The 26,402-nt window shown below is 41.0% G+C and carries 27 protein-coding genes; 5 read left to right on the top strand and 22 right to left on the bottom strand.

Annotated elements, in window-relative coordinates; all coding sequences use genetic code 11:
* Nucleotides 1–11: 11 nt before the first annotated feature.
* From ftsX to MK805_RS10050, 5 genes are all read right to left on the bottom strand, one after another.
* Nucleotides 12–908: a permease-like cell division protein FtsX gene (ftsX, locus tag MK805_RS10070; protein ID WP_240875679.1), complete on the bottom strand. Its 897-nt coding sequence runs from the start codon at nt 906–908 to the stop codon at nt 12–14.
* Nucleotides 898–1,584: a cell division ATP-binding protein FtsE gene (gene ftsE / locus MK805_RS10065; RefSeq protein ID WP_240875885.1), complete on the bottom strand. Its 687-nt coding sequence runs from the start codon at nt 1,582–1,584 to the stop codon at nt 898–900. The genes ftsX and ftsE overlap by 11 nt, the downstream gene beginning before the upstream one ends.
* Before the next feature lie 411 nt (nt 1,585–1,995).
* Complete coding sequence (gene argH / locus MK805_RS10060) at nt 1,996–3,420, bottom strand: argininosuccinate lyase (protein ID WP_240875675.1); 1,425 nt, start codon at nt 3,418–3,420, stop codon at nt 1,996–1,998.
* Complete coding sequence (locus MK805_RS10055; RefSeq protein ID WP_240875884.1) at nt 3,368–4,627, bottom strand: argininosuccinate synthase; 1,260 nt, start codon at nt 4,625–4,627, stop codon at nt 3,368–3,370. The genes argH and MK805_RS10055 overlap by 53 nt, the downstream gene beginning before the upstream one ends.
* Before the next feature lie 205 nt (nt 4,628–4,832).
* On the bottom strand, nt 4,833–5,495 hold the full coding sequence (locus tag MK805_RS10050; RefSeq protein ID WP_240875674.1) for a hypothetical protein: 663 nt from the start codon (nt 5,493–5,495) through the stop codon (nt 4,833–4,835).
* A 97-nt stretch (nt 5,496–5,592) separates the two neighbouring features.
* Here MK805_RS10050 and MK805_RS17845 point away from each other — a divergent pair, with 97 nt between their 5' ends.
* The 3 genes from MK805_RS17845 to MK805_RS10040 all read left to right on the top strand — a co-directional run bounded on the left by MK805_RS17845 (nt 5,593) and on the right by MK805_RS10040 (nt 8,108).
* Nucleotides 5,593–5,715, top strand: coding sequence for a hypothetical protein (locus MK805_RS17845; RefSeq protein WP_255724576.1), 123 nt, complete (start codon nt 5,593–5,595; stop codon nt 5,713–5,715).
* A 585-nt stretch (nt 5,716–6,300) separates the two neighbouring features.
* On the top strand, nt 6,301–7,263 hold the full coding sequence (corA, locus tag MK805_RS10045; RefSeq protein WP_240875672.1) for a magnesium/cobalt transporter CorA: 963 nt from the start codon (nt 6,301–6,303) through the stop codon (nt 7,261–7,263).
* A complete protein-coding gene (locus MK805_RS10040) occupies nt 7,260–8,108 on the top strand; it encodes a polysaccharide deacetylase family protein (RefSeq protein ID WP_240875669.1) in 849 nt (282 codons plus the stop codon). The genes corA and MK805_RS10040 overlap by 4 nt, the downstream gene beginning before the upstream one ends.
* A gap of 30 nt (nt 8,109–8,138) precedes the next feature.
* Here MK805_RS10040 and MK805_RS10035 read toward each other — a convergent pair whose 3' ends face one another.
* The 16 genes from MK805_RS10035 to metK form a co-directional block, all read right to left on the bottom strand.
* Complete coding sequence (locus MK805_RS10035) at nt 8,139–9,404, bottom strand: glutathionylspermidine synthase family protein (protein WP_240875667.1); 1,266 nt, start codon at nt 9,402–9,404, stop codon at nt 8,139–8,141.
* Nucleotides 9,370–9,597, bottom strand: coding sequence for a hypothetical protein (locus MK805_RS10030; protein WP_240875666.1), 228 nt, complete (start codon nt 9,595–9,597; stop codon nt 9,370–9,372). Before MK805_RS10030 ends, MK805_RS10035 begins: the two co-directional genes overlap by 35 nt.
* Nucleotides 9,594–10,292 (bottom strand): TerC family protein, encoded by a 699-nt coding sequence (locus MK805_RS10025; protein WP_240875664.1) that lies wholly within the window; start codon nt 10,290–10,292, stop codon nt 9,594–9,596. The genes MK805_RS10030 and MK805_RS10025 overlap by 4 nt, the downstream gene beginning before the upstream one ends.
* 357 nt (nt 10,293–10,649) lie before the next feature.
* Complete coding sequence (locus MK805_RS10020; RefSeq protein ID WP_240875662.1) at nt 10,650–11,330, bottom strand: alkaline shock response membrane anchor protein AmaP; 681 nt, start codon at nt 11,328–11,330, stop codon at nt 10,650–10,652.
* Nucleotides 11,331–11,357: 27 nt separating this feature from the next.
* Complete coding sequence (locus MK805_RS10015; RefSeq protein WP_240875661.1) at nt 11,358–12,146, bottom strand: enoyl-CoA hydratase/isomerase family protein; 789 nt, start codon at nt 12,144–12,146, stop codon at nt 11,358–11,360.
* An 83-nt stretch (nt 12,147–12,229) separates the two neighbouring features.
* Nucleotides 12,230–13,337, bottom strand: a protein-coding gene (gene prfB / locus MK805_RS10010; protein WP_240875660.1) for a peptide chain release factor 2 whose coding sequence is annotated in 2 segments (ribosomal slippage) — nt 12,230–13,264 and nt 13,266–13,337 — 1,107 coding nt in all. Because the reading frame shifts where the segments join, the coding sequence is not laid out codon by codon here.
* A gap of 18 nt (nt 13,338–13,355) precedes the next feature.
* Nucleotides 13,356–15,875, bottom strand: coding sequence for a preprotein translocase subunit SecA (secA, locus tag MK805_RS10005; RefSeq protein WP_240875657.1), 2,520 nt, complete (start codon nt 15,873–15,875; stop codon nt 13,356–13,358).
* A 234-nt stretch (nt 15,876–16,109) separates the two neighbouring features.
* Nucleotides 16,110–17,342: a glycosyltransferase family 4 protein gene (locus MK805_RS10000; protein ID WP_240875651.1), complete on the bottom strand. Its 1,233-nt coding sequence runs from the start codon at nt 17,340–17,342 to the stop codon at nt 16,110–16,112.
* Between the two features lies 1 nt (nt 17,343).
* On the bottom strand, nt 17,344–18,408 hold the full coding sequence (wecB, locus tag MK805_RS09995; protein WP_240875648.1) for a non-hydrolyzing UDP-N-acetylglucosamine 2-epimerase: 1,065 nt from the start codon (nt 18,406–18,408) through the stop codon (nt 17,344–17,346).
* A 116-nt stretch (nt 18,409–18,524) separates the two neighbouring features.
* Nucleotides 18,525–18,722 (bottom strand): cold shock domain-containing protein, encoded by a 198-nt coding sequence (locus tag MK805_RS09990; RefSeq protein WP_240875647.1) that lies wholly within the window; start codon nt 18,720–18,722, stop codon nt 18,525–18,527.
* A gap of 315 nt (nt 18,723–19,037) precedes the next feature.
* Entirely contained in the window at nt 19,038–19,313 is a 276-nt protein-coding gene (locus tag MK805_RS09985) for an HU family DNA-binding protein (protein WP_240875645.1), read from the bottom strand.
* A gap of 183 nt (nt 19,314–19,496) precedes the next feature.
* Entirely contained in the window at nt 19,497–20,216 is a 720-nt protein-coding gene (locus tag MK805_RS09980) for a ComF family protein (protein ID WP_240875643.1), read from the bottom strand.
* A 6-nt stretch (nt 20,217–20,222) separates the two neighbouring features.
* The gene (locus MK805_RS09975) at nt 20,223–21,578 is read right to left on the bottom strand and encodes a hypothetical protein (RefSeq protein WP_240875641.1); all 1,356 of its coding nucleotides are present in this window, start codon (nt 21,576–21,578) and stop codon (nt 20,223–20,225) included.
* Nucleotides 21,579–21,643: 65 nt separating this feature from the next.
* Nucleotides 21,644–22,060, bottom strand: a complete 417-nt coding sequence (locus tag MK805_RS09970) for a hypothetical protein (RefSeq protein ID WP_240875639.1) — start codon at nt 22,058–22,060, stop codon at nt 21,644–21,646.
* Nucleotides 22,061–22,260: 200 nt separating this feature from the next.
* Nucleotides 22,261–22,710, bottom strand: a complete 450-nt coding sequence (locus tag MK805_RS09965; RefSeq protein ID WP_240875637.1) for a hypothetical protein — start codon at nt 22,708–22,710, stop codon at nt 22,261–22,263.
* A gap of 127 nt (nt 22,711–22,837) precedes the next feature.
* Nucleotides 22,838–24,022 carry a methionine adenosyltransferase gene (gene metK, locus MK805_RS09960; protein WP_240875636.1) on the bottom strand — a complete coding sequence of 395 codons (1,185 nt, stop codon included), beginning with the start codon at nt 24,020–24,022 and terminating at the stop codon, nt 22,838–22,840.
* Nucleotides 24,023–24,288: 266 nt separating this feature from the next.
* Between metK and MK805_RS09955 the strand changes: the two genes are divergently transcribed.
* Both MK805_RS09955 and MK805_RS09950 read left to right on the top strand, forming a co-directional pair.
* Nucleotides 24,289–25,371, top strand: a complete 1,083-nt coding sequence (locus MK805_RS09955) for an LCP family protein (protein ID WP_240875632.1) — start codon at nt 24,289–24,291, stop codon at nt 25,369–25,371.
* Between the two features lie 53 nt (nt 25,372–25,424).
* Nucleotides 25,425–26,045: a YigZ family protein gene (locus MK805_RS09950; RefSeq protein ID WP_240875630.1), complete on the top strand. Its 621-nt coding sequence runs from the start codon at nt 25,425–25,427 to the stop codon at nt 26,043–26,045.
* A 72-nt stretch (nt 26,046–26,117) separates the two neighbouring features.
* Here the strand turns inward: MK805_RS09950 and MK805_RS18150 are convergent, their stop codons facing one another.
* Nucleotides 26,118–26,321: a DUF397 domain-containing protein gene (locus MK805_RS18150; protein WP_420833070.1), complete on the bottom strand. Its 204-nt coding sequence runs from the start codon at nt 26,319–26,321 to the stop codon at nt 26,118–26,120.
* Between the last annotated feature and the right edge of the window lie 81 nt (nt 26,322–26,402).

Raw genomic sequence — 26,402 nt, 5'->3', positions numbered from 1 at the left:
GTGTCAAAAATCTATATTTTGAGGAACTTACGAACAGAGAGTAAACTACCAGAGATACCAATTATTGCACCTAAAACAAATGTACTGACTGCTAAATATGCCCCTAGGGAAGTTACAGGCATCATCTGAATAACGGTATATGCAGCACCTGAATTCACTGTATCGAAAAATGCTTGGTACAAGATCAGCAAAATCCCTATCGGTAATATAGCACCAACTACCCCGATAAAAGCACCCTCGATGAAAAATGGCCAACGAATAAACCAGTTACTCGCACCTACGAGTCTCATAACTTCAATTTCTTTCCGTCTTGCAATAATGGTCAGTTTAATTGTGTTGGAGATGAGGAACGCAGCTAACACAGACAATGCGATACCGAAAATAAGAATGACATTTCGAACTACACCAGAAAATCCAAGTAAGGTTTGGGTCACTCCACCACCAGAGTCTGTTGCTACAATACCATCGATGCTTTTAGCTTGTGATTCCAGTTCTTTCACTTTTTTGGGGTCGCTTGGCTCGATTCGAATAATGTCTGGTAATGGGTTTTGATCACCGGACTTCAAACCTTCAATAAAGTTTGCATCTCCCCAGCTTTTCTTCATCTCTTCTAAACCTTGATCTTTAGGGACAAGATCAGCTTTTTTTACGAGCGGATTTTGTTTCACTTTATTGAGAATCTCTACTTGTTTGGCTTTTGGCATGCCATCTTGAAGAGATGCTCGCACAGCTAATTGCTTGTCCAATTCTTTGGTCAAGTAATTGATGTTAAACGCAAAAATAAGGAACACTCCAAAAATCAAAAGTGTTACAGCCACAGTACCCATTGCCGCAAAGCTCATCCATGAGTTTTTCATGATTCCGCGATACGCTTCGCGAAAATGGCGACCTAAGGTTTCAATCTTCATAACCGTATTCGCCTCCCAATTCGTCTCGCACAATCACGCCTTGTTCGATCGCAATAACTCGTTGGCGCATCGTATTTACGATTTCTTTGTTGTGTGTTGCCATAACAACTGTCGTCCCGCGTGCGTTAATCTCTTCTAAGAGGTACATGATATCCCAAGAGTTTTCTGGGTCTAAGTTCCCAGTAGGCTCGTCTGCGATAATAAAAGTGGGATTATTGACAATTGCCCGAGCAATGGAAACCCGCTGTTGCTCCCCACCAGATAACTGGGATGGCAAGGCCTTCATTCTATCTCCCAATCCTACTAACTCTAACACTTCTTGAACGCGAGGCTTCATTTCACGTTTTGGTGTTTCTACTGCCTCCATTGCAAATGCAACATTCTCATATGCAGATAAGTGTGGCAATAACTTATAGTCTTGAAACACAACACCAATCCGGCGTCTCACATAAGGAATTTTCCAGTCACGAACACGTTTTACATTTACACCATTAATCAAAACAACGCCATGAGTTGGTTTTTCTTCCCGGTACATGAGTTTGATAAAAGAACTTTTTCCTGCACCACTTGGCCCTACTATATAGACAAATTCACCTTGGTCTACCTTTACATCGATCCCTCGCAGTGCTTCAATTCCATTGGGATAGACTTTCCATACATCGTGCATTTCTATCATAAAATCACCTTCCGTTTTAGCACAGCATTTGTCGTTAGCGATTTTGCCTATCACTTAGGATAGGTAGTCAGGTATTTCTCGAAACTTCTCTCAGTTTCCTCTTTTAATAGGAATAATAGTCAATAAATAAAGAATAACATTCCAAGTCAACAGTATTTGGTAATCAAAAGTAAAAGAAAACTTTCTTCCAATTTGCTATCGAGTTTGTGTTTCTAGAGTAAAAGAATCCACTGTCCAAAAAACCTGTTTTCTATTATAGCATCATTCTTAACGTTTCCTAGACTAATATTTTTCTAAATGATGATATATTCGAATTTGACAGCAAAAATCTCCAGTATAAGCAATAATACTTACTGGAGACTTATTATAACAGATCTTGTCTTTTTCATCGTTGGCAAGAAAAACCAAATATTAGACTTGAATGAGCCTCTTAGCAGTTTCCGCTGCTTTTAACCATTGCTTTGTCTCATCAAGAGACCGACGTCTTAATATTAATTGATTCTCGACTTGTGCTCTAGCTGTGCCACCTTCACTCTTTCTAGCTTCTACTACATTTTCTTCAGCTAGAAATGCATAGATATCTTCTTCTACGATGGGAGAGAATTGTTGGTATTCATCTAACGATAATGCCAGTAAATATTTTTGTTTTGAAATAGCATAAAGTACCGTTTTTCCGGTAATTTCATGCGCTTGTCGAAAAGGCACTCCTTTTGAAGCCAAATAATCTGCTAAATCTGTTGCATTGGAATAACTCTGTTGTATATTTTGTAACATTTTTTCCTTTTTGACAACCATCGTTTCGATAACAGCACTCATCAAGGTTAGACAATTTTCTGTTGTTTCGACTGCATCAAATAAAGCTTCTTTATCTTCTTGCATATCTTTGTTAAAGCTGAGCGGCAGAGCTTTCAGCATGGTCAGAAGACCCATCATATCCCCAAAGACTCTCCCTGTTTTCCCTCTGACCAGCTCGGGAATATCTGGATTTTTTTTCTGGGGCATCATACTGCTGCCTGTGCAATATGCATCATCTAGTTCGACATATTGAAATTCTTCACTCGTCCAAAGAATAAGTTCTTCAGCCAACCGTGACAAGTGCACCATGATCAAGGAACATGCAGAGGTTAATTCCACAATATAATCGCGATCGCTCACTGCATCCATACTATTCTCATAGAGGTTTGCAAAATGGAGACGATCCTTGACATATTGGCGATCGATAGGAAAAGTAGTACCTGCAATCGCTCCTGCTCCAAGCGGACACATATCTGTCCGTTTATAACTATCGATTAATCTACCCATATCCCGCTCCAGCATACTCGCATAAGCGAGCAAGTGGTGGGCAAATCTCACTGGTTGTGCCCGTTGCAAGTGCGTATACCCAGGCAGCAGGGTATCTACATTTTCCTCTGCCTGTGAGAGCAGCGCTTCTGATAAAGCAACTGCCTGTTCTACCAGTTCCACTGTTTTTCTTCTCGCATACAGATGCACATCTAATGCACTTTGATCATTTCTGCTCCGACCTGTATGTAACTTACCCCCAACTGGCCCGATGAGATCAATCAGCATTTTTTCAATGTTCATATGAATATCTTCATGTTCTACGGTATATTGCAATTCTCCAGCTTTTGCTTTTTCCAGTAACGTTTTCAGTCCAGCTTTGATCGTTTCGGTCTCTTCGATCGTCAAAATTTCATTGGCGCCCAGCATCTCGACATGCACAATGCTTCCAATGATATCTTCCATCACTAACTTTTGGTCAAAAGAGATCGATGCTTGAAATTCAAGCGCCAGTTGATCCGTCGACTTGGTAAAGCGACCGCCCCAAAGTTTCATCTGCTTTCACCTCATCTTCATGTATCGTTGCATAAATATGCGTCGGTAATCCCCATAATTTAATAAAACCGACAGCAGCTTGATGATCAAATGTATCATCTGTAGAATAAGTAGCCAACTGTTCGTTATACAAGGAGTATTCTGACTCCCGACCTGTAACTGTTGCAGTTCCTTTGTACAATCTCACACGCACAGTACCTGTTACAAATTTTTGCGTTTCATCGACAAATGCATCCAATGCCAATTTCAAAGGAGAGAACCAGAGGCCGTCGTAAGCAAGTTCTGCCCATTTCTGTTCGATCGATGGTTTAAATCTCGCTACATCGCGTGTCAAAGTCAAATATTCTAACTCTCTGTGCGCAGTAATCAATGTAATCGCTGCTGGGCACTCATATACTTCCCGTGACTTGATTCCTACTAAGCGGTTCTCCACGTGATCAATTCGACCGACACCATGTTCGCCTGCAATTTGGTTTAACGTGGTGATCAATTGATGCAAAGGTAATTTTACACCATCTAATGCCGTTGGAATCCCTTTTTCGAAAGTAATGACTACTTCCACTGCTTCATCTGGTGTATTGTCAATGGATTTCGTCAACTCATAAGCACCTTCTGGTGGAGCAGTCCAAGGATTTTCCAGTACACCGCATTCACAACTGCGTCCCCAAAGGTTTTGATCCACACTGTAAGGGTTGTCTAAGTCAATGGGAATTGGAATATTGTGTTCCTGTGCATATTTGATCTCTTCATCACGGGACATCGCCCATTCCCGAACAGGAGCAATTACTTTGAGATTTGGATTTAAAGCTTGAACCGAAAGATCGAATCTCACTTGGTCGTTTCCTTTCCCAGTACATCCATGTGCAACGGCAACTGCTCCTTCTTCCTCTGCTACTTGCACCAAAATCTGCGAGATCAAAGGACGAGACAATGCAGATACGAGAGGGTATTTCCCTTCATACATCGCATTAGCTTTTAAAGCAGATGCGAGAAAATGTTTCGCATAATGTTCTTTTGCATCGACAACAACTGATTTTACAGCTCCTACTTTCAACGCTTTTTCTTTGACAAAATCCAAATCTTTTCCTTCCCCTACATCAAGCGCAACAGCAATCACATCATATCCATAGTTTTCCGTCAACCAGCGAATCGCTACGGAAGTATCTAAACCGCCCGAATAGGCAAGTACAATTTTTTCTTTACTCATCATTCATCCGCTCCCATGTAATAAAAATTCATCTCAATGAGTTATTATACATGATTATGCAAAAAAATGTATCAAAAAGTTATTTTTTTATAACTTCTTCTTTCTGGCAATGGTAATATACATATTTTCCCCCATAAAACCACGCGGCGGACACCGCTCTCCTTGACGTTTGTCTTAGAGAGCTGCGCCCGCCACATTTGACTGGTTACTTGCGCTTGCCGCCGGACATGCCGCCCGAAGACGACGAGCCGCCCGAGCTGCCACCCTTGGACGTGCCGCCCGAAGACGAGCTACCCGAGCTGCCGCCCGAAGACGAACCACCCGAGCTGCCGCCCGTGGACGTGCCACCGGAGGTCAGCGTCTTCGGCTTGGACGGAGTCGCCGGGGTCAGCGTCTTCGGCTTGGACGGCGTCCCCGGGTTGACGTTGTTCGACGTTCCCGGCGTGGACGGCTTCCACGACGGGGTCGCCTTCCACGTGCTCACCGGCATGGCCGTGGCCTTGCGCTTCTTCTGGCCCTCGAAGCAGAACACCAGCTTCCTTCCCGTCCCCGGGACGAAGCTCAGCTTCTTGCCGCGACCGCACCAGTACTTGATGGTGAGGCGCCAGTTGTTGACCGGCGTCATCACCGCGGTCTTGGAGGGCTCGTAGCACTTCTGGATCTTGCGCCCACTGTCCTTGTAGACCGCGTACTCGTCGCGCTCGCAGCGAACCTTCACCGCCTTGGACTTCCAGTCGGCGATCGGCGTCGCGTCGAGCCGAGACGCCTTGACCGCACCGTAGTGTGCCGGCGTGGACGAGCATCCCGCAACGAGCGATACGGCCACAGCGGCCGTACCGAGGGCTGCCAGAGGCTGCTTGAACTGCATGGGTCCTCCCCAGTCAAAAGTATCTCCCAGATGGAGATTCTTATATCTATCGTAATCAAAAACGAACAAAAGGTAAAGGAAAATTATTAAAATTCCAATGAAATGGCGCGGCGGACAGCTGCTCCTCTCTAACCGAAGTCAGAGAAGTGCTGCTGTCCGCCTTGATCAGTCTCAGCGGATGTCGCAAGTGTCAGCGGATGCTGTTTCTACCTTCTTCTAGCTTCACCCTGTGGCCGTAAGGGCCAAAACGGCGAAGAGGACAGCTGCGACAAATCGCTTGAAGTTGCTCCCCCTGTAATTCCACAAAGGGGCGACTGATGTTTCTTTTGTTTATCTCACATTTACTGACCTTTCAAGATCGATGGGCATGGATTAGTTCATGTTCGGTTTGCCCTTCCTCCGCCTCCAGCGTTCCTCCGGAGTATGGGGATCATGCTGGTGTTCCTGTTCGTGCTTCGTATGTTCCATGAAGTGATGAGACATACTGTTCCAAACCTGCTCGACTCCGACCTGTTGGAGCCCCAGCACACATGCCACTAGAAACGACAGGAGGATTTCAAGGAGGATTTCATATGGTCGCAGAAGCATATCTGTCTCTTTCTCTGTGTTTTTGCTTCCTGTCTTCCTCATCTTACGTGTACTGCGACAGGTGTATAAGTCTCGTTGGCATTTCTTATCCTACTGTTAAACAGATATTTATACACTCTTAATAGAAACCGTTTTCTATTAATTTTTCGTATAGTTGTGCTGTGATTTTTTTCAGTCTAAAATGAAAGGTATGCTATGAAGAGGAGTTTATGAAAATATGATTCGTATACTGGCCTATAGCAAATCAGGAGAAGTGCTAGAAGATTTAAAGCTTGAAGATATGGAACAAAAGCGTAATGAATTAGCATGGTATTGGATTGATTTCAATGAACCGACAGCAGAAGAAGCCAATGAATTGTACAAGCTCGGATTCCATGAATTAGCAATACTCGATTGTCTTCATCTGCAACAGCGTACGAAGCTGGATGATTATGATGATTATCATTTTTTCGTAATCAATGCGATTGATAAAGATAACCTCAGGCCAAAAGAAATAGATATCTTCCAGCATCGTCAATATGTCGTCACTTTCCACTATAATCCCCAAGATGAAATTAATATCGTGTGGAAAAGAATGCTGAGCGACTCCAATGCTCAATCGCTTGGCAGCAGATATATCTGTTATAAAATCATCGACAAAATAACAGATTCTTTCTTTCCAGTGGCAGAAAAATTGGAAGATCGATTGACACAAATTGGTATGCGCCGGGAAAGAGCAGGGAGAATGCAGAAACAGATGGATGAAGTATTTCACATTCGCCGGAAATTACTGCGCTTGCGCCATGCTGTCTATCCTCTGCGTGATCTCATCTTTCGAATCACGCAATCGGATCATCTCTCTGGCAGTGACGAAGAACGGCGGTACTATATGGATGTCTATGATTATTTGAGCAAATTGAGTTCGATGATTGATTCTAGCAGAGAAATGGCATCCGATATTCGCGATAATCATATCTCTATCAACTCCAATCGAATGAACATCATCATGATGACATTGACTTTGTTCACGACCATCTTTATGCCGCTTACATTCATCGTTGGTGTCTATGGCATGAATTTTGAATACATGCCAGAGTTAAAATGGCATTATGGTTACTTTATGATCCTCGGTATTATGCTTATTATTGCACTAGTGATGTACACATGGTTCAAACGTAAAGGATGGTTTTTTAAAGAATGAAAAACTACCTCATTGTCTTTGCTTCCTTATGTCTATTGACAGCTTGTTCGATTGTTTCAAAATCAGAACTACAGCGGGTCCAACAAACACAAGTGAAACAACACACTACTGCTTTGAAGAAAAAAACAACCATTCCTTCCAAAACACAAGAAATAAAACGTTATCAAAATCGCAAACCAATAAAATGGGGAGTGGATGTTCCAGGAGTGGTGCGAAAACTGCCGACGAACGGCAAAGTAATCGCGCTTACCTTTGACGCTTGTGGAGGGAAACATGGAAGTGGTTACGATAAAGCTATTATTCAATATTTAAACAAACACCACATTCCTGCTACTTTGTTTATCAATTCCAGATGGATCGATGCCAATCCTGATACATTTATGGAGCTTTCTCATAACCCATTATTTGAAATCGAAAACCACGGAACGGAACATCGGCCGTTATCGGTAACAGGGCGAAGCGTCTACGGGATACAGGGAACCAAAAATGTTTCAAATGTTTACAATGAAATTAACGGCAATGCACAAAAAATAAAAAAACTAACTGGCAAATTCCCTAAATTTTTCCGTTCTGGAACTGCCTATTATGATGATATCGCTGTCCATATCGTGAACGACTTAAATGAAATCCCCGTTAATTTTGATATTATCGGAGATGCTGGGGCAACCTTTACTACCAAACAAGTAGAACATTCGATGCTTCGTGCAAAACCTGGTTCCATTATCATTTTGCATATGAATCAACCGAAAGGAGATACTGCTGAAGGAATACAAAAAGCAATACCACGTTTGTTACAGGAAGGCTATCACTTTGTAAAATTAGAAAACTACTTAAAGACCAAATAAAACGCGACCTCACGAAGAAGTCGCGTTTTATTATTTTAAAGCCAAAGGTAAGAAATAAGACATATCATGCGTAATCCCTTTATCTACACGGCCAATTACCGCTGATGGTTTACCACCCACTAAAAATGAACCTAACAATAATTTTCCCGTATATAAACCATTGGATGTTTCCACTGTTATGGCAGGCAATTCCACTTTTGTTTGATAGACCATAGGTTGATCCCAGTAGTATTTTTCTATATCTGCTGTCTCTAATGTTCCATCTGCATCATAGATAGAAACTGCACCGCCTTCCCGGCCAAAGAAAGGTTTCTTCACATATGGAATTTCCCCACGAAACTGATTTTCCAAGTACGTAGGAAGGCAGTAAGTGGATATTACTTCCCTCTCTTCAGCTGAGAAAAAAATATTCGATTCATATAAATTCCAAATAAGTGCTTGAAGTGCTTTTGTCTGTGCGATAAATCCAGATGGAGGGTTAATCATAGTCAACCTCTTTTTAGCCACCAATTCCAAAAGCTTTGATCCGATTGGAAAGCCTTTGGTAGTCCGGTCTTTCGCCATCATTTCCAATGCATGCAATCGGTAGAGGACGTCTACTTGTCGATATTCCCCGTCCGCCAATCTCGTTACGAGGCATTCCGTATTTGGGTCATATGCTAAATGCAAAATAGGAGAATAAATACCTGACAGCCCAGATTGCTTTAATAAATACTTGGTGGTTCCTTGATCCTCATCATCGGCCGAATCACAGCAAAAAACAATATTTTTTGTGGCATGACCTTTTTGTCGATAGTAATCAACGATGTCCGTAAATGCCTTTTTAATATCAGATGTTGTACCATCATTCATATTTTCAACTTGATAGTAACGACAAACTTCTTCATTGACATAAAACGCCTCAACGATACTCGTGGGTGTATCGCTATTAAACTCCAACATCTTTAAACCATCTGATGTGTAAGCGAAATCAAATCTTCCAATCGTAGTAATCGCCTTATAATCAGTAGACAGTGAGATTGCTCTCCACGTTTCTGGAGGATAGCCGAGTTCTCTCCACAATTCCTCTGATCCGAGTCTTACTACTTCCGCAACCCGAACAAAAATATTTCCTAATAACTTCGTAGCAAGCTCTATTTCTGTTTTCCACGTTTGATCAATTACAGCAAATGACGCTAAGGCATATTCTTGACCGTTCCAAATATCCCACGAAAAAGTATCTCTTATCGGTTCATAGATTCGCTTTCGATGATAATGATAATCACCCACCACTGCTGGATGAGTCGTAACTATCATAAACGATATATGCCTCCCGTTTACCATTTATCACTACATAGGAATTTGGGTCTACTTGGTCAGAGGAATCATCACAATATTGATCATTATCGTTATCATAACAAAGGGTATAATTGTCCAGATCATTATCATCGCACCCAGCTAATAGAAGCATGCTAGAAGCAAATAACGAAACAACTAATTTACTCTTCATCCATTGCCTCCCATTGTATGTGTTATATTATTTTCTTTCTTCTGTTTACGGAGGTAACCAGCAAGCAGCACTAATACTATTAATACTATATTTACTGCGTACTCAATCCAAGGAAAATCTTTTATAAAATCATGAATGATAGGCTCTTCCGCAATCATTCCTCCAGCCGTCCAAGCTAGCACTCCTGAACCAATATATAAAATGATTGGAAATCGATCTACTAATTTTATAAATAAGGTACTTCCCCAAACTACTAATGGAACACTTATCACTAACCCGATCACTACTAGTAAAATGCTTCCATGTGCGGCCCCGCCTACCGCTAACACATTATCCAAACTCATAATTGTATCTGCTAATATAATGGTTCGAAGTGCGGACCAGAAACTCGTTCCAGCTTTTACATCTTCATGATTATCGTTATCCACTAATAAATTATAGGAAATCCATACTAAAATGAGCCCTCCAACGAGTAACAGCCCAGGTATTTTAAGTAGCCATACAATCGATACAGTTGCTATTATCCGCAGCGTGACAGCTCCAGCTGTCCCCCAAAAAATTGCTTTTTTTCGCTGCTCCTGCGGCAGCTTTCGTGAAGCCAAACCAATTACAATCGCGTTATCCCCAGCTAATACTAAATCAATAACAACAATAGTCAGTAACTTAGACAGAAACTCAAGTGATAATATTTCCATTTTTCCCCTTCCTTTCCTAGGCATAATAAAAACCCTTACTTGCTAGCTTTTAAGAAGCTAGAAGTAAAGGTCTCGCAAACAACGTCCTAGTTGCCAACAAAGCCGGAGATCGCTCTCGTAATGACGACTTTGTTGTAGTAGCTACTCCCCTTTATCTAAAAAGGTGCACGTACTATTCTATTCACCCTCATCATACTGGACAAATATGCAGCCTGTCAAGGATGTTCAAAATTTTACCATTCTAATGATATTTTACCCCTTATTTGAAGATTGAATTAAATTGATTTCCTTTTGACCCTTTACTGCCCCATTATCGCTATTTTTGGACCAAAAAAAACCACCTTCTGAAAAGGCGGCTTAAAACATTCTCTTGGAACGTCGATTAGGAAAACGAGGGGATGGATCTTCTTCTGTATTGGCAGTACTGTTTGAATCCTTGCGCAAAGAAGGATAAGCAGTTTTGTTCGTCAAAGGCCTGCGTAAGGGCGACCGAGAATTATTTGTCGTCGTATTTGTAGTGCTGGTATTATTGTTCGAATTTAGTGGTGTTCTTCTCGCAAATGATGGACGTTTGTTAGTGAAATTTTCATCGGTCGTAAGTGCCGTGTTCCGAGATTGTAAAATACTTGATTTATATTGTTTCCGATTGAATTGGCGATCTGAGGTCAATGAATCTTGTACTGCTGGAAGGTTTAGATTCTCTTCTTCTTGCTCATAATCATCTAACTCTAGATCATCCTGTTCTTCCTGTTTATTCACATACTCCTGCTTATCCAACTCTAATACATCTTCACGTGGTTGACGACGCGGTAAATGTTGAGATGCTTGCTTACGTTGTTGACGTGCTAATGTAGATCGTCTTACTTTCTCTACAGGAATACGAGTAGTATTATCCAGTTCACCATCTGGAAAATATGTACCCAATTCATCTACTTCTCTACTACGCTTACTACTTATTAAAGCAGATAATACAATAATTGCAACAATCACAAGGGCAACACCAATCCAAAAAATTGGGCTCATGACTAAACTCCACATGTTGTATCCTCCATTCCCCGGGAAATATTACTCTCCCCGAAAAGTTGGTTTGCGCTTCTCAAGAAAGGCGTTCATTCCTTCCGACCGATCCGCTGTTTGAAAGGTAAGCCCAAAATAAGAGGCTTCTAGCTGTAGTCCTTTTTCCAAGGGCATCTCTAGACCATTATGAATGGATTTTTTCATATAATGAAGGGCAATTGGTGCCAGTTTTGCTAATTTTTTTGCAAGTGTTTTTGCTTCTGGTAATAATTGATCGATAGGAAATATCTTTTGAACAAGGCCAAGTCGAAATGCTTCTCTGCTGTCAAAGCTCTCACCGGTAAAAGTATAGTACTTAGCGTTTTTCTCTCCGATTGCTCGTGCTAAACGCTGGGTACCGCCATATCCTGGCAGAATACCAAGATTAATCTCCGGCTGTCCAAATTTAGCATGTTCAGCAGCAAGTATGATATCACCAGCAAGTGCCAATTCACAACCTCCACCAAGTGCAAATCCATTGACTGCCATTATAACAGGGATCGGCATATTTTCCACCATATCAAAAACACTCTGCCCAAGTAAAGCTTGTTTTTCGGCCTCAAAGCCATTTTTGATCTTACTCAACTCTGTTATATCAGCACCAGCTGCAAAAGCTTTTTCACCAGTACCAGTGATAATAAGCGCTTTGATTTCACTACGGGTCATGACATGATGCAGGGCGTCCCTTATTTCTGTTAACATTTGCACATTCAGTGCATTCAACACTTTTGGACGTGATAACCGCAATATCCCAATTGACTGTTCGAATTCGAGGGTAATACAGCTCCAATCTGTCATTTGCATCGCCCCTTTAGGAATCTTTCCTATTTTATCACAGAAAAGCGAACCCTCCAACCTGATAGAGAGCTCGCTTTTCTTTATTACTTTGTTTCTACTTGTTTTTTGAGAAAGGCTTCCATAAATCCATTAATGCCACCGTCCATAACTGCTTGAACATTTCCATTTTCTACAGACGTGCGATGATCTTTTACTAAGCTGTATGGATGGAATACATAAGATCGAATTTGGTTACCCCAACCGATTTCTGTCTGTTCCCCTTTTATCTCATTTAGCTTTTGTTCTTGTTCTTCCATTTTCTTCTCATACAAACGTGCTTTTAATACTTTCATCGCTTTGTCACGATTTTTGATCTGAGACCGTTCAGATTGACAGGTAACCACTACTCCAGTTGGAATATGTGTTATCCGTACTGCTGAATCAGTTGTATTAATATGCTGTCCACCTGCACCGCTAGCGCGGTAAGTGTCTACTTTTAGATCTTCTGTACGAATTTCAATTTCCACATCGTCATCTAATTCAGGGACCACGTTTACCGAAGCAAAGGAAGTATGTCTTCGCCCCGATGCATCAAACGGGGAGATTCGAACCAAACGGTGAATTCCTTTTTCTGTCCTCAAATACCCATAGGCATTTATTCCTTTGATCAGCAGAGTAACACTCTTCAAACCGGCTTCATCACCTGGTAAATAGTCAATCATTTCAATCTTATATCCACTTTTCTCCGCCCAGCGTGTATACATTCTCAGGAGCATTTCAGCCCAATCCTGAGATTCTGTACCCCCAGCTCCTGGATGCAGCTCCAAAATTGCCGAATTACGATCATATGGGCCGCTTAATAACTGCTGTAATTCAAATTCATTTACCTGCTCCTGGAATGTTTTTAAACTCGCTTCACATTCACTTAAGAGAGATGGATCTTCTTCCTCCTGTAACAATTCCATCATCACTTGTATTTCGTCGTTTTGAGCAGTCAATTGCTGCACTTGTTCTACAATATCTTTGACTTCCCGCAACTGTGCGATCTTCTGTTGTGCTTTCTGCTGATCATCCCAAAATGTCTCTTCTGCCATCTCTGCCTCAAGAGACACCAGCTTAGACTGCTGTTCTTCTAAGTCAAAGAGACCCCCTAAGATCAGCTAAACGTTTCGCTGTAATATGAAACTCTTGTTTTAATGCTTGTAAATCCAATTCAGTCAGCCCCTTGTATTATTTCTTATAGTGACAGTTTTTATATTTTTTGCCGCTTCCGCATGGACAAGGGTCATTTCTACCAACTTTATCTGCACGACGGAGAGGTACTACTTTTGGTTTTTCTTCTCCAGTATCCCCACCTGAAATAGGGGTTACATTCATCGTAACCTCTTCTCTTGTCAGTGTTTCTTCCTCTTGCACAACAGCTTTCATGACATATTTGACTACTTCTTCTTGAATTTCTTGAACCATCGCTTCAAACATCGCAAATCCTTCAAATTGATAGGATCGAAGCGGATTGTCTTGTCCATATGCACGTAGATGGATACCTTGTCGAAGCTGGTCCATCGCATCAATATGATCCATCCATTTGCGATCAACCGTACGCAGAACTACAACTTTGGAGAATTCATTCATCCGCTCGTCCCCAAGCTCTTGTCTGCGCTCTTCATAATACTTCTTTGCTTCCTCGTAGAGAAACTCAACTAGTTCTTCAGGATTTTTATCTTCTACATCTTCTTCATCGATTCGATCTTCTGGCAATACATTTCCATGAATGTATTCTAAAATATCGTCTAGTTCCCACTCTTCCTCATCGCTGCCAGCTGTGTGAACTTCGACAATCCGCTCGATCGACGATTTTACCATCGGCAAGACAACATCATCGAGATTTTCACTTGTAAGTACTTGACGACGCTGTTTGTAAATAATTTCACGCTGTTGGTTGAGGACATCATCGTACTGCAAGACCCAGCGTCTAGCATCAAAGTTGTTGTTCTCCACTTGTTTTTGTGCATTTGCTATTGATTTTGTAAATATATTACCCTCTAGTGGCTCACCATCATTCATTACACGACTGATCATAGCTTTGACCCGATCAGGGATGAATCTCTTCATCAAGTCATCCTCAAAAGAAAGATAAAACTGTGTAGAACCTGGATCACCTTGACGACCTGCACGGCCTCGAAGCTGATTATCTATCCTTCGGCTTTCATGCCGCTCTGTACCAATTACATGAAGTCCACCTAATTCAGCTACATTTTCTCCAAGCATAATGTCCGTACCGCGACCGGCCATGTTGGTAGCAATGGTAACAGCTCCATATTGTCCAGCTTCGGCAATAATTTCTGCTTCTTTGGCGTGGTTTTTCGCGTTGAGCACTTGATGCTTAATCCCTTTTCGCTTTAACAGCAAAGATAATTTCTCTGAGTTTTCAATGGAAACAGTACCCACAAGAACAGGTCGCCCAATCGAATGCATTTGCTCTATTTGTTCAATAACGGCTGAAAATTTTTCTTGTTCTGTTTTATAAAGAACATCAGACAAATCTTGACGAACTGTTGGCTTGTTAGTCGGAACAATGACTACATCCATGTTGTAAATACGGCGGAACTCTTCTTCCTCTGTTTTTGCTGTACCAGTCATACCCGCCAACTTGTCATAGAGCCGGAAGTAGTTTTGCAGCGTTACTGTTGCCAGCGTCATACTTTCATGCTGTACTTCAATGTTTTCTTTTGCTTCAATTGCTTGGTGCAATCCATCACTATAACGACGCCCATGCATCAAACGACCAGTAAACTCATCCACTATCACTACACCATGTTCGGCATCTACTACATAATCTTGATCACGATGCATCGTAACATGTGCTTTTAATGCTTGTTGAATGTGATGGTTTAGGGTGATATTTTTCATATCATAGAGATTGTCTACTTTTAGAGCATTCTCTACTTTTTTGACTCCTTCGTCTGTCAAAGAGATTTGCTTGGTTTTGATATCAAGAGTGTAATCATCTTCCGCTTTCAACCGACTCACCACTCGATCAGCAGTGTAATAAAGATCTGTCGCTTTATTTGCTTGTCCACTGATAATGAGTGGTGTTCTGGCTTCATCGATCAAAATACTATCTACTTCATCGACTATCGCAAAGTTTAATTCACGCTGAGTTAATTGTTCTTGGTATGCAACCATATTGTCTCTTAAATAATCAAATCCAAATTCATTGTTGGTACCATACGTGATATCTGCTTGATATGCTTCACGTTTTTCATCAGGCGAAAGAAAAGGTACATTTAATCCTACTGTCAACCCAAGAAACTCAAATATTTGCCCCATCCACTCTTTATCTCGTCGAGCCAGATAGTCGTTGACAGTAACAACATGCACCCCTTTACCAGTTAGAGCATTGAGATATGCAGGCAAAGTGGATACTAAAGTTTTCCCTTCCCCTGTTCGCATTTCAGCAATATCACCATTGTGCAAGACCATTCCCCCGACCAATTGCACACGGAAGTGACGCATTCCAAGTACTCGCTTAGAAGCTTCACGAGTTACTGCAAATGCTTCAGGAAGAATATCGTCCAAAGTTTCCCCTCTGGATAATCGATCTTTAAATTCTCCCGTCTTTGCTCTTAGTTCCTCATCAGACAAACTAGAAATGGACTCTTCTAGCGCATCAATTTGTTCTGCAATTTGAAAATACTTTTTTACTTGACGTTCATTTGGATCAAGTAACCGTTTTATTGTTTTTAACATCAGGCATCCCCCTGCAATCTATCTATCGTTACCTATTTCCCGTATAAGTAAACATACTATCTAACAGTGTAACAAAAAATAGGATTTTTTTCACTTCCTGACTGGTGACATTTGGGGAAACTCAAAAACCTAGTCATCACTAGGACTAGGTTTTAAGTCTATTACAGCAATTCATTTACAAGTTAAAATTGTTCCGATAGAAAAGGGATCATGACAATGCCCTTTTTTTCTAAGCTATTTAACAACCAAATTTTTCAAAATACCATAAAACTTTTTGGCTAATTTTTGGCGATCCCCTTCTCGATCAATAAAGGCACGACCATTAACTTTGATTTGCGCCAATTGCTCATCCGAATAACTACTCAATTCTACCATCGCTTCTGCTAAGCCTTTTGGGTTTTCTGCCCCACTGAAAACACCAACTTTGTTTTCCTCTACAATCTGCCGGACTTCACCGTCCACTGTAGTAATGATAGGCTTCCCTAAGAATGTATAATCAAATAATTTATTAGGACGTGCTCCACGAAATACTTCATTATCCGCAAGGGAGATAATTCCAAAGTCAGCCGCATTTGTATAATCAAAAATCTCCGCCTTGGGTACAGGGTCTTTCAAGTGAACATTTTTCAACCCTAATTCTGCAACTCTTTTTTGTAAACGTTCTTTATCTGGACCATCCCCAATAAGAACAATGGAGTATCCTTCTTCCGGTAAATACTGCCCTGCTTGGACAACATACTCCAGCGCATTTGCTGGTCCGTGAGCTCCTGTATAGACTGCTACATAGTCTGATTCTGAAACTCCAAGTTTGGCGCGATATTCTTTTCGTTTTGTTTCATCAGGAGACCAAGATCCGACCACTACGCCATTGGGAATCAGATCAATCTTATCCATCGGAACTCCTCGATTGGCAATATATTGGCGTTGGTGTTCCGCTAAAACAATTATTTTATCAGACTTCTTATACAGTTGGTTTTCCATCCATGTTAACGCTTTAAGTACCGTGCCTTCTCGAACTCCACCCATCTTTACAAGAGAATCCGGCCATAAGTCCCGCACTTCAAATACAAATGGAATCCGCTTGATTTTAGCTACCAGTAATCCTGCATACGCAAGGAAGAGGTGTGGTGAAGAAGCGATGAATACATCCGGTTTACGACGGAAAAGAGCAGCAAAAAAGAATACAAATGCAAAACTGATCATGTTAATGATTCGACGAAAATCATTCACTTTATGCGGGAAAGACCAAAGCCATGCTAATTTCAGTCCATCCACTTGCTCGATTTGCGCTTTTTCTTCTGGTGTGATAAAAGTTCTGCGGGGATGGACAAACTTAGATAAAAATAATGTTACTTCTGCATCTTCTTCCTTTGCCCATTCTCTTGCTAACTCAAAATGACGAGTAATACCGGCAATATTTGGCGGTACAGCATAGTGGTTAGCGAGCCAAATTTTAAACCGTTTCATGTTATAAACCCCGTTTGATGATCTCGACCAATTTTTCTGCTGTTTTTCCATCACCAAATACGTTTGGAATATGGGAAAAATCTACTGTAAACTCGGAAACTGCCTGTAAAATAAGATCCGTATTTGCACCAACTACTTTGTTTGCTCCATAAGTAACCGTTTCGGTCCACTCTGTTTCATCTCTCATCGTGATGCATGGTACTTGAGCAAAAAATGCTTCTTTTTGTACACCACCGGAATCAGTCAAGATCAATTTCGCTTGGAATTCAAGTTGAATCATATCCAAATACCCAACTGGTTCGATCACATGGACATTATCATTGGAAATACTAAGACCACTTTCTCTCAGCTTACCAACCGTACGAGGGTGAAGTGGTAATATTGCCGGGATCGGCAATTGATTGATAGCGTCTACAATTGCTTTTAATCTCACAGGATCATCTGTGTTTTCTGCACGGTGAAGAGTAATCAAAGCATATGACTTTGGTTGTACAGGAAGGCTGCTTAAAATTTTTGCTTTTCCTTCTGCTAACTGGGTATTGTAGTTAAATGCATCTAACATCACATCACCCACAATATGGACACCTTCTGTGATCCCTTCTTTTGCTAAATGCTTCACAGCAGTATCAGTCGGGCAGAAGAGCCATTGAGAAATGTGGTCAGTCAATACACGATTCACTTCTTCTGGCATTCTACGGTTAAAACTTCTTAGTCCTGCCTCGACATGGGCAACAGGAATATGTAATTTTGCCGCAGCTAGTGCACCTGCAAGGGTAGAATTCGTATCTCCATAAACCAGTAATGCATCAGGTTTCTCTGCAAGCAAGACTTCCTCTACCTTTTTTAGCATTTCTCCGGTTTGTGCACCATGCGACAGAGACCCTACATGCAAGTTGTATTCTGGAACTGGTATCTCCAACTCTTCAAAAAATACATCAGACATGGATTTATCATAATGTTGACCGGTATGTACTAAAATTTCTTCTCCTTCGGCACGCAATACTCGGGATACAGGAGCTGCTTTGATAAATTGCGGGCGTGCACCAACAACTGTTACTACTTTCATGAATGAGAACCTCCCTTATTTCAAAAACGACTGCCACTATAATAACACAAGAGATTGCTTGAAAAATTGTATAAATCAAAAACTCCCCACGATCGCGTGGGGAGTTTGCTAAACTCTTATTTTTTTTCAACGTTGGCTGCTTGTGGCCCACGGGAACCTTCAACAATATCAAATTCTACCGTTTGACCTTCTTCGAGGGTTTTAAAACCTTCAGATTGAATAGCAGAGTAGTGTACGAATACATCGTCACCGTCTTCACGCTCGATGAAACCGTAACCTTTTTCAGCGTTAAACCATTTTACTTTGCCTTGCATGGAAAAACATCCCTTCTTCTAAAAACTGAAATCTTAGTACAAGAACTATTCTCCTGTAATTTCAATATAACATTTGGAAAAAATTAATGTCAAGCAACCAACTTTTCCCTATATTATGAATAGCTATATACAACATTTAAACACAATATTATCCACAACATCCACAAAAACAAGTAAAATAGGAGTTATTCTATTCTTATTTTTCCCATAACTCGATATCCAAAATACTGATACTTTTGCAAGGGATGTATAGTTTTAAAAAAATGGATGGTTTCTATTCTGTAAAATAACAAAATAGATACCATCCATTTTCCTCTATGAATTAACCGATTCTTTTAATTGTTTTCCTGGTTTGAAAGAAGGAACTCGGCTAGCTTCGATTTGAATTTCTTCACCCGTTTGTGGATTACGTCCAGTTCTAGCAGCACGCTCACGAACTTCAAAGTTTCCAAAACCAATCAACGTAACTTTATCTCCATCTTGAAGAGCGGAAGAAATAGAACTCAAAACTGCATCGACTACTTGCCCCGCTTCTTTTTTGGTTTTTCCTGTAGACTCTGCTACTTTTTCAATTAGCTCTGTTTTATTCATGCTTTATTTCCCCCTAGAATAGGTAATTTCAGACAGTCTCCCATATATTTAGGGAATTCTTGGTGAATAGACTATTGCTATTTTTAAACCCAAGCTAACCCCGTCTGTCAAACGGTTAAAAGTAAAACCGCTATCACTGGTTTTGCCCAGTAATAACATTTCCATACATGCTCCTTCTACAAATTATCTCGCAAAGGTAACAGCATAGACAGTTTGAGCACCTGCATGACGGAGGATTTTCGCACACTCTCGTATCGTAGTACCAGTTGTGTACACATCATCCACCAACAAAATCGTTTGAGATGTAAAATCTAGTTGCATCTTATCAGGCTGAATCCCAAAGCAATCACGTAATGACTGAATCCTAGCATTTCTGCCCAGGTTAGCCTGAGGTGGCGAGGCTTTTATTCTTTCCAATAGGCTTGGAGCGGGCAAGCCTAAACTTTTTCCGATCTGTTCTGCAAGAAGCTGGGATTGATTAAAACCACGTTCTTTTATTCGATTTTGGTGAAGAGGTACACTGGTTATCAAAGTAAATGGAATAGGAGAGTAATGCTTCTCCACCGTATCACACATGATAGTACCGATATATTTGGCATAGCCTTCATCACCTAAATACTTAAAGCGAGCTAACACTTTCTTTGTCTTACTCGTATAAGAAACAGCACTTACATTTTGAACTCTATCTCGATGTGATATCTGAAGACAATCACCACACACATTCATATCATCATCTAGCGGCCGAAAACAAATCTCACATATAGGTGGATGTATAGGAGATAGGTTTACTGTACACTCCTTACAAACTTTAGACCATGCACTAGCAAAAAATAGCTGCTCTATGGATTGATCACAAAACCAGCAACTAGGACGAACCGGAAATAAGGAAGACCACCACCTCATACGGTATTACGCCTCCTTTTGTAAATATCCTTCTTTTTTAGCCAACTCATTTAGATAAATGTGTTCTTTTTTTGTCTGGACGATCATTTCCGTATTCATTTCCCCGATAAACAAAACTTCACATTCAGGAAAATAAGCGTTTAATCCGATAAAATGAGTCAATTCTACTAATCGTTTACGATCAAATGTTGGATGATCAGCATGAAGTAAACAAAGATGTAAATTTGCAATTTGCATCTTTTCCATTAATTGTTGAGGCATAAGCATAAACATAAATTTTTGCTCAGAAAATAAAATTCTTAACTCTTCAGATTCTTCATTCTCCACCAAAATACTGCAAGTTTTATTTGCAACTTCAGGCATTACGGTTTGAAGCCACTTTAAGGTTACTTCTACTTCTTCTTTTGTAGGGACAAGAATCAGTGCTTGGCCGTTTAACGCTTGTACCTCTTCCACAAATATATGAAAAGGATGAATAGGCTTATTTCTCTTGATGTGTTTGCGGAGATTTCGATATTGGACAAATTTTGGAATGGGTATAGGATATCGATGCAAGCGAACCGGATGAACAACATCATTGCGATCCCACTTAGAAAGGGTGGTACGGATCACTAACTGTCGACCTTTTTCTGCCATCGATCTTTCCCAAGCATGACATGCCTCTGGTACTAAACCATCCCAAATCACCAGATCAAACTGCTGATTGTAAGTCAGCAGATCCCATTTTGTCCCTAAAACCAATGTTGTATCTTGACTATCTATGTACTTGACCAACTTTGGCATTAACAAGGTAAGTTGATCCATCGTTTTTGCTATTTTCTTTTTCTCTTGACACCAAAAAATCCGCTTCTTCTTATGAAGAAGATAGATTAAAAAATCCAATAAGATGAGTAATTCACCACTTCCGGGGATAAGTACAGCATGAATATGTTTGGTAGTTCTTTCATATAATGATTTTAGGTTGCCGCTGGTATGTTGTAGTACTGCTGTAAGTGGCAAATTAGCATGGATTAAAAAATCTTGTTTTCCCTCCGTTGTTGGCAAAAAAGAAAATAAGGGAGTACAACTTTTGACTCTTCCGTAAAATAAGCATCTTCTGCAATAAAAACATGTTTTGTTGCTGCAATGAACACAGTCACTCACTGCTATGTCAGATGCTCCAGCACCACACTTGTTGCATTTTCGGAAAATAGACCAATTTGAGTGCTTGATCGCAGGTTCTTTTTTCAACACACCTTCTTCTTCCCAGGCTTGAAGTAGATGTTGTATATTACCTGACTCCTTTTCATCCAAAATCTGTCTCATATCACAGATCGTCAAACATCTTCCAGCAAGTTTGTTGAAAGCAGATAAAAATTCCAATAAAACGCCTCCAACAAAAAAATCAGCCACCCTAGGTGACTGATTTTTTTGTACTCTTGTTAGTGTTATGCAGTTTCTTTGTCTTCATCAATATCACGCAAATCCAGTACAACCACTTTTTCTTTCTGCTGCTCCGCTTTCAGCCATTGGGTCAGCTCTTCTTCTGTAGAGAGTTTATGCGAAAATACATCTAGATGGTCATACTTCTGCTTTAGCCGTTCAATAATGGAAATAGTGTCATCCGATGATCCCATATCCAAACAGGTAATCCGCCCTTTTTTCAAGCCATCAGCTCTAAGATGATTCGCTATGTGATAAGAACGAATTAGCCATTCAATGGACTGTTGACTATTGTTCGTAATAATCACAAGATGTGATGCTTTATGGTGATATAACCCCTTGCCAAATGTGAGCAACCTTTTGTACAGGAACACGAAAGCGACGACGAGAACTGCCCCAATCAGGAGGTACCAGTAACCCATACGCCCATCCTCCTCTTATATCAGTGTGTTTACGGTTACTTTTAGGTAAGAGTTTACTCGCAGTATATGCTGTCTTTTAACAAATGGTTTAACGGTTCTTTCGAAAATGTAATACTATTTACATTTTACCACTTTCCTGTGATAAATAAAACGTCTGAATGTAGCAGGCAGCGATGACCCCGTCATCACTGCCTTTGTCGCTACAGCTGGAACATTTCAGAAAAGGGACAGCTGTAGCTTGTCTCTCCCATTTTGCAGGGTTCGAGCTTTTCACCATCCGTTCGGGTGAGTCTTTCGAGACTCCAATCTCCCTCGATTAGGAGGTCTGACGGCTTATCCTTCTCAATTACCAGCTTGGGAGCGAAGAGGAACAGGTCACCACAACGAATGAAAGCAGAGCCATTTCTTGGATCTTTATCCCGTCCCGCCTTCTTATCTGGAGTACTTTTCACCGTATCTCCCAGCAACTCTCTCATCGTTCGAAGGGGATCGTACCCCAAACGATATCCATGGAGTTCAATACGGTTTTCATCTCCCTCTACTCGGTAATAACCGACCCTGCATGGATGTTCTCGACTGTCCGAATTACGGTAAACAGCAGATTGATAGACAAACCCAGGCGAAATAGGATCAGAAAGCAGGGTAAGCATCGTTTTCCTCTCTATCGCACACCTACTTCTTGCCATTAATTTTATCAAAAAGTTACATACTGAACATGAAAAAATAAGTTAAAAAACATCTTCCTTTTATTAGAAAGATGTTTTTCTCATTCTCTACTTATGCTTCTGCGCGTAGAATATCTGCTTTGTCAGTTTTCTCCCAAGGGAGCTCGATGTCAGTACGGCCAAAGTGCCCATATGCAGCTGTTTGTCTGTAGATAGGGCGACGTAAGTCCAAAGAACGAATAATTCCAGCTGGGCGAAGATCGAAATGCTTTTCTACTAATTCGACAAGACGATCTTCCGAAACAGTTCCTGTTCCAAATGTATCCACCCGGACCGACACAGGACGAGCAACACCAATCGCATAAGCGAGCTGAACTTCACACTTTTCAGCTAAACCTGCGGCAACGATGTTTTTAGCAACATATCGTGCAGCATATGCAGCAGAACGGTCCACTTTTGTCGGGTCTTTTCCAGAGAATGCTCCTCCACCATGTCGAGCATAACCACCATACGTATCAACAATAATTTTGCGTCCTGTTAGACCAGCATCTCCAAGTGGACCTCCGATTACAAAGCGACCAGTTGGGTTGATGAAATACTTGGTTTGATCATCCAGCATTTCTTTTGGTACGATAGGAGCAATAACATGGTGATGGATATCTTCTTTAATCTGCCCGATGGTGATATCTTCAGCATGCTGGGTAGAGCAGACAATCGTATCGATGCGTACGGGTTTGTTACCATCATACTCGACAGTTACTTGAATTTTACCATCTGGACGAAGATAACTTAGCGTTCCATCTACACGAACTTCATGCAGCCGACGCGCAAGTTGGTGAGCCAATGAAATAGGCAATGGCATAAGTTCAGGTGTTTCGTTCACTGCAAAACCAAACATAAGACCTTGATCACCAGCACCAATTGCTTCGATTTGCTCTTCACTCATGGTACCTTCTTTTTTCTCATAAGCTTCGTCAACACCTTGAGCAATATCCGCAGACTGTTCATCAATGGAAGTCAATACAGCACATGTTTCTGCATCAAAACCATATTTCGCTCGATCGTACCCTATTTCCTTAATAGTAGAACGAACTAATTTTGGAATATCCACATAACAATTGGTACTAATTTCTCCAGCGACTAAAACCAAGCCAGTGGTAACAGATGTTTCACAAGCCACACGGGCATTTGGATCTTTTGATAGAATAGCATCTAAAATGGCATCTGAAATTTGGTCACAGATTTTATCTGGGTGTCCAGCTGTAACAGATTCAGATGAAAATAGAGTACGACTCATTTGATTGTTATCCTCCTTTACTTTATCCAGAAAAAGTTATTTTCCGTCCTTTTCGGCACAATACTCATAGATTAACGTATCAGATACAGAAAAACAATAACGAATACAAAAGATATTTATATCGAAACAACAAAACGAATGGGAAAATAAAAAAAAGTAGTCAACATTGTGTTTTTTTCCCTATATCCTTGAAATAAACTATCATTACATTGTAGTATGTTTTATAGTGCGAAATTATTATCTTTTATTAGGAAGGAAATGGACCGATGATGGAGCGCGTGGAACATAGCCGTAAAAAACGGGTTAATCATAAAAAACGAAAAAAATGGGTTCTACGGATTTCTCTATTCTCTTTAGTGGCCATTTTAATCGTAGGAATTTACTTTGTTGGTACCATCTGGGGTGCTCTGACTAAGGGACATGATACCGACCAGCAAAAATCTAAATTCCGCACACAAGAAGTTGATATAAATAAAGATCCCTTTACTGTATTATTTATCGGAACGGACCAATATGATGCAAAAGCGGAAGAAGAAACATACCGCACTGATGTACTGATGGTTGCAGCAGTAAATCCACAGAAGAAAACGATTAAATTGGTAAATATACCAAGGGATACCTATGCGACTATTGCCCATACAGATGGCTTTAAAACGAAAATAAACGCTGCCGCCTTTTGGGGTAAACAAAAAGGCGTAAACCCAATACAAAATACTCGTGAAACGGTAGAAACCTTATTGTATGGTGTGCCAATCGATTACTATGTGAAGATTAATTTTAAAGGTTTCATTGATATCGTCAATGCAGTTGGCGGTGTAGACGTAAACGTCCCAATGACCTTTAGAATCAGTACATTTGACCGAGTCGTTCAATTTAACAAAGGACCTATGCATCTAAGCGGAGAAGAAGCACTGCCTTATGTGCGAATGAGAAAGAAAGATCCACTAGGTGATCACGGCCGAAACAAACGCCAACAAGAAGTAATCAATAAAATTTTGGATAAGATAGTGAGTTTTAACTCTCTCTCCAATTTTTCCAAGATAACAGATGCAGTTGGGAATAACTTAACTTATAGTATTAATCCAGATGAATTTTTAAGTCTTGCTACCATTTATAAAAACACTCCAAAATCTGGCATTCAAACTTTGACAGCGCAAGTAGAAGATAAAAAAGTAGATGGTGTATGGTATAGCTTCATGAAAGAAGACGAACGCAAACGACTTAGTAAAATATTGAAAGAGGAACTAGGTCTGCCAACAACAGATAACGGAGAAGTTGATTCCAACACAGATAGTAGCAATGGTGGAGACAGTAGCGGAAGCGATAGCTCAAACAGTACCAATAACTAACAACTACAGAATAGAGCGGCCTTGTGCCGTTCTATTTTTTTGGGGGTCATGCTATGGGAATGACGATAGGTGAATTTGGAAAAACAGAAATAACCATTCAGAAATCCCGGTTTATTTGTCAGGCGAAGAGAGTAGAGACAGAAGAAGAAGCAAATCAATTTTTAACCACAATACGCAAAAAATATTGGGATGCTACTCACAATTGTTATGCCTATATCGTCACAGATCAAATCCAAAAATCTTCCGACGATGGGGAACCAGCAGGAACGGCCGGCCGCCCGATTTTGGAAGTCATCCATAATAAAAGACTGACATATACTGCAATTGTCGTCACTCGATACTATGGAGGGATAAAATTAGGCACAGGTGGTTTGGTTCGCGCCTATAGTCAAGGAGCTACTGCTGCTATCGAAGCCGCAGGCATCGCCCTTCGTTCCTGGTATCAACAACTCATCCTCACCTTTGACTACTCATTCTTAGGAAAAATGGAACATGAACTTCATCAGGCTGCCCTTATTTTAGATACTCCAGTGTACAGCGATAAAATAACATGGTCGGTCTGGGCTCCTGTTGATAAAGCGGATTACTATAAACAAGCCTTTATCGATTGGACAGCTGGGCAGGGTACAGTCATGGAGGGAATACAAGAAGAAAAAATAATAGCAGAGACATAGATGTGCCCCTAGACGATGATCACTCACCATCTAGGGGCTTTTCCTTTACCTGCTCGTTAGATCAGAGCAGGCTCAGGGCTTGAAGGTCTGGATGAAGGCCTCCCAAGCTCCGGAGGAAACGGTGAAGGTCGGCCCTGAGACACGCTTACTGTCGCGAACCTCGATCACCGTGGCGACTGAGGATCCGACGGTGTCAGAGGCACAGACCTCTACGCAGTTCCCGCCGTTTCCGCCGGATTCACTGGACTTCGTCCAGACACCTCGTTCGAGTGCCATAAATTTCTCCAACCGCTCTCTCTTCACACCATTGTCTAATGGTGTTTCTTTACCGCATTTCCATTGTAAAGTAATGCGAAC

The organism is Shimazuella soli, assembly GCF_022511585.1.
Classification (GTDB): Bacteria; Bacillota; Bacilli; order Thermoactinomycetales; family Thermoactinomycetaceae; genus Shimazuella; species Shimazuella soli.
Note: the sequence above shows the minus strand (reverse complement) of the source record. Positions and strands in the feature narration are given on the sequence as shown.

What these genes read in the sequence shown, in the direction of transcription:
- ftsX (WP_240875679.1), bottom strand. Translation starts at nt 908, where the DNA reads ATGAAGATTGAAACCTTAGGTCGCCATTTTCGCGAAGCGTATCGCGGA.
- ftsE (WP_240875885.1), bottom strand. Translation starts at nt 1,584, where the DNA reads ATGATAGAAATGCACGATGTATGGAAAGTCTATCCCAATGGAATTGAA.
- argH (WP_240875675.1), bottom strand. Translation starts at nt 3,420, where the DNA reads ATGAAACTTTGGGGCGGTCGCTTTACCAAGTCGACGGATCAACTGGCG.
- MK805_RS10055 (WP_240875884.1), bottom strand. Translation starts at nt 4,627, where the DNA reads ATGAGTAAAGAAAAAATTGTACTTGCCTATTCGGGCGGTTTAGATACT.
- MK805_RS10050 (WP_240875674.1), bottom strand. Translation starts at nt 5,495, where the DNA reads ATGCAGTTCAAGCAGCCTCTGGCAGCCCTCGGTACGGCCGCTGTGGCC.
- MK805_RS17845 (WP_255724576.1), top strand. Translation starts at nt 5,593, where the DNA reads ATGAAATGGCGCGGCGGACAGCTGCTCCTCTCTAACCGAAGTCAGAGA.
- corA (WP_240875672.1), top strand. Translation starts at nt 6,301, where the DNA reads ATGATTCGTATACTGGCCTATAGCAAATCAGGAGAAGTGCTAGAAGAT.
- MK805_RS10040 (WP_240875669.1), top strand. Translation starts at nt 7,260, where the DNA reads ATGAAAAACTACCTCATTGTCTTTGCTTCCTTATGTCTATTGACAGCT.
- MK805_RS10035 (WP_240875667.1), bottom strand. Translation starts at nt 9,404, where the DNA reads ATGATAGTTACGACTCATCCAGCAGTGGTGGGTGATTATCATTATCAT.
- MK805_RS10030 (WP_240875666.1), bottom strand. Translation starts at nt 9,597, where the DNA reads ATGAAGAGTAAATTAGTTGTTTCGTTATTTGCTTCTAGCATGCTTCTA.
- MK805_RS10025 (WP_240875664.1), bottom strand. Translation starts at nt 10,292, where the DNA reads ATGGAAATATTATCACTTGAGTTTCTGTCTAAGTTACTGACTATTGTT.
- MK805_RS10020 (WP_240875662.1), bottom strand. Translation starts at nt 11,330, where the DNA reads ATGTGGAGTTTAGTCATGAGCCCAATTTTTTGGATTGGTGTTGCCCTT.
- MK805_RS10015 (WP_240875661.1), bottom strand. Translation starts at nt 12,146, where the DNA reads ATGACAGATTGGAGCTGTATTACCCTCGAATTCGAACAGTCAATTGGG.
- secA (WP_240875657.1), bottom strand. Translation starts at nt 15,875, where the DNA reads ATGTTAAAAACAATAAAACGGTTACTTGATCCAAATGAACGTCAAGTA.
- MK805_RS10000 (WP_240875651.1), bottom strand. Translation starts at nt 17,342, where the DNA reads ATGAAACGGTTTAAAATTTGGCTCGCTAACCACTATGCTGTACCGCCA.
- wecB (WP_240875648.1), bottom strand. Translation starts at nt 18,408, where the DNA reads ATGAAAGTAGTAACAGTTGTTGGTGCACGCCCGCAATTTATCAAAGCA.
- MK805_RS09990 (WP_240875647.1), bottom strand. Translation starts at nt 18,722, where the DNA reads ATGCAAGGCAAAGTAAAATGGTTTAACGCTGAAAAAGGTTACGGTTTC.
- MK805_RS09985 (WP_240875645.1), bottom strand. Translation starts at nt 19,313, where the DNA reads ATGAATAAAACAGAGCTAATTGAAAAAGTAGCAGAGTCTACAGGAAAA.
- MK805_RS09980 (WP_240875643.1), bottom strand. Translation starts at nt 20,216, where the DNA reads ATGAGGTGGTGGTCTTCCTTATTTCCGGTTCGTCCTAGTTGCTGGTTT.
- MK805_RS09970 (WP_240875639.1), bottom strand. Translation starts at nt 22,060, where the DNA reads ATGGGTTACTGGTACCTCCTGATTGGGGCAGTTCTCGTCGTCGCTTTC.
- MK805_RS09965 (WP_240875637.1), bottom strand. Translation starts at nt 22,710, where the DNA reads ATGCTTACCCTGCTTTCTGATCCTATTTCGCCTGGGTTTGTCTATCAA.
- metK (WP_240875636.1), bottom strand. Translation starts at nt 24,022, where the DNA reads ATGAGTCGTACTCTATTTTCATCTGAATCTGTTACAGCTGGACACCCA.
- MK805_RS09955 (WP_240875632.1), top strand. Translation starts at nt 24,289, where the DNA reads ATGATGGAGCGCGTGGAACATAGCCGTAAAAAACGGGTTAATCATAAA.
- MK805_RS09950 (WP_240875630.1), top strand. Translation starts at nt 25,425, where the DNA reads ATGGGAATGACGATAGGTGAATTTGGAAAAACAGAAATAACCATTCAG.
- MK805_RS18150 (WP_420833070.1), bottom strand. Translation starts at nt 26,321, where the DNA reads ATGGCACTCGAACGAGGTGTCTGGACGAAGTCCAGTGAATCCGGCGGA.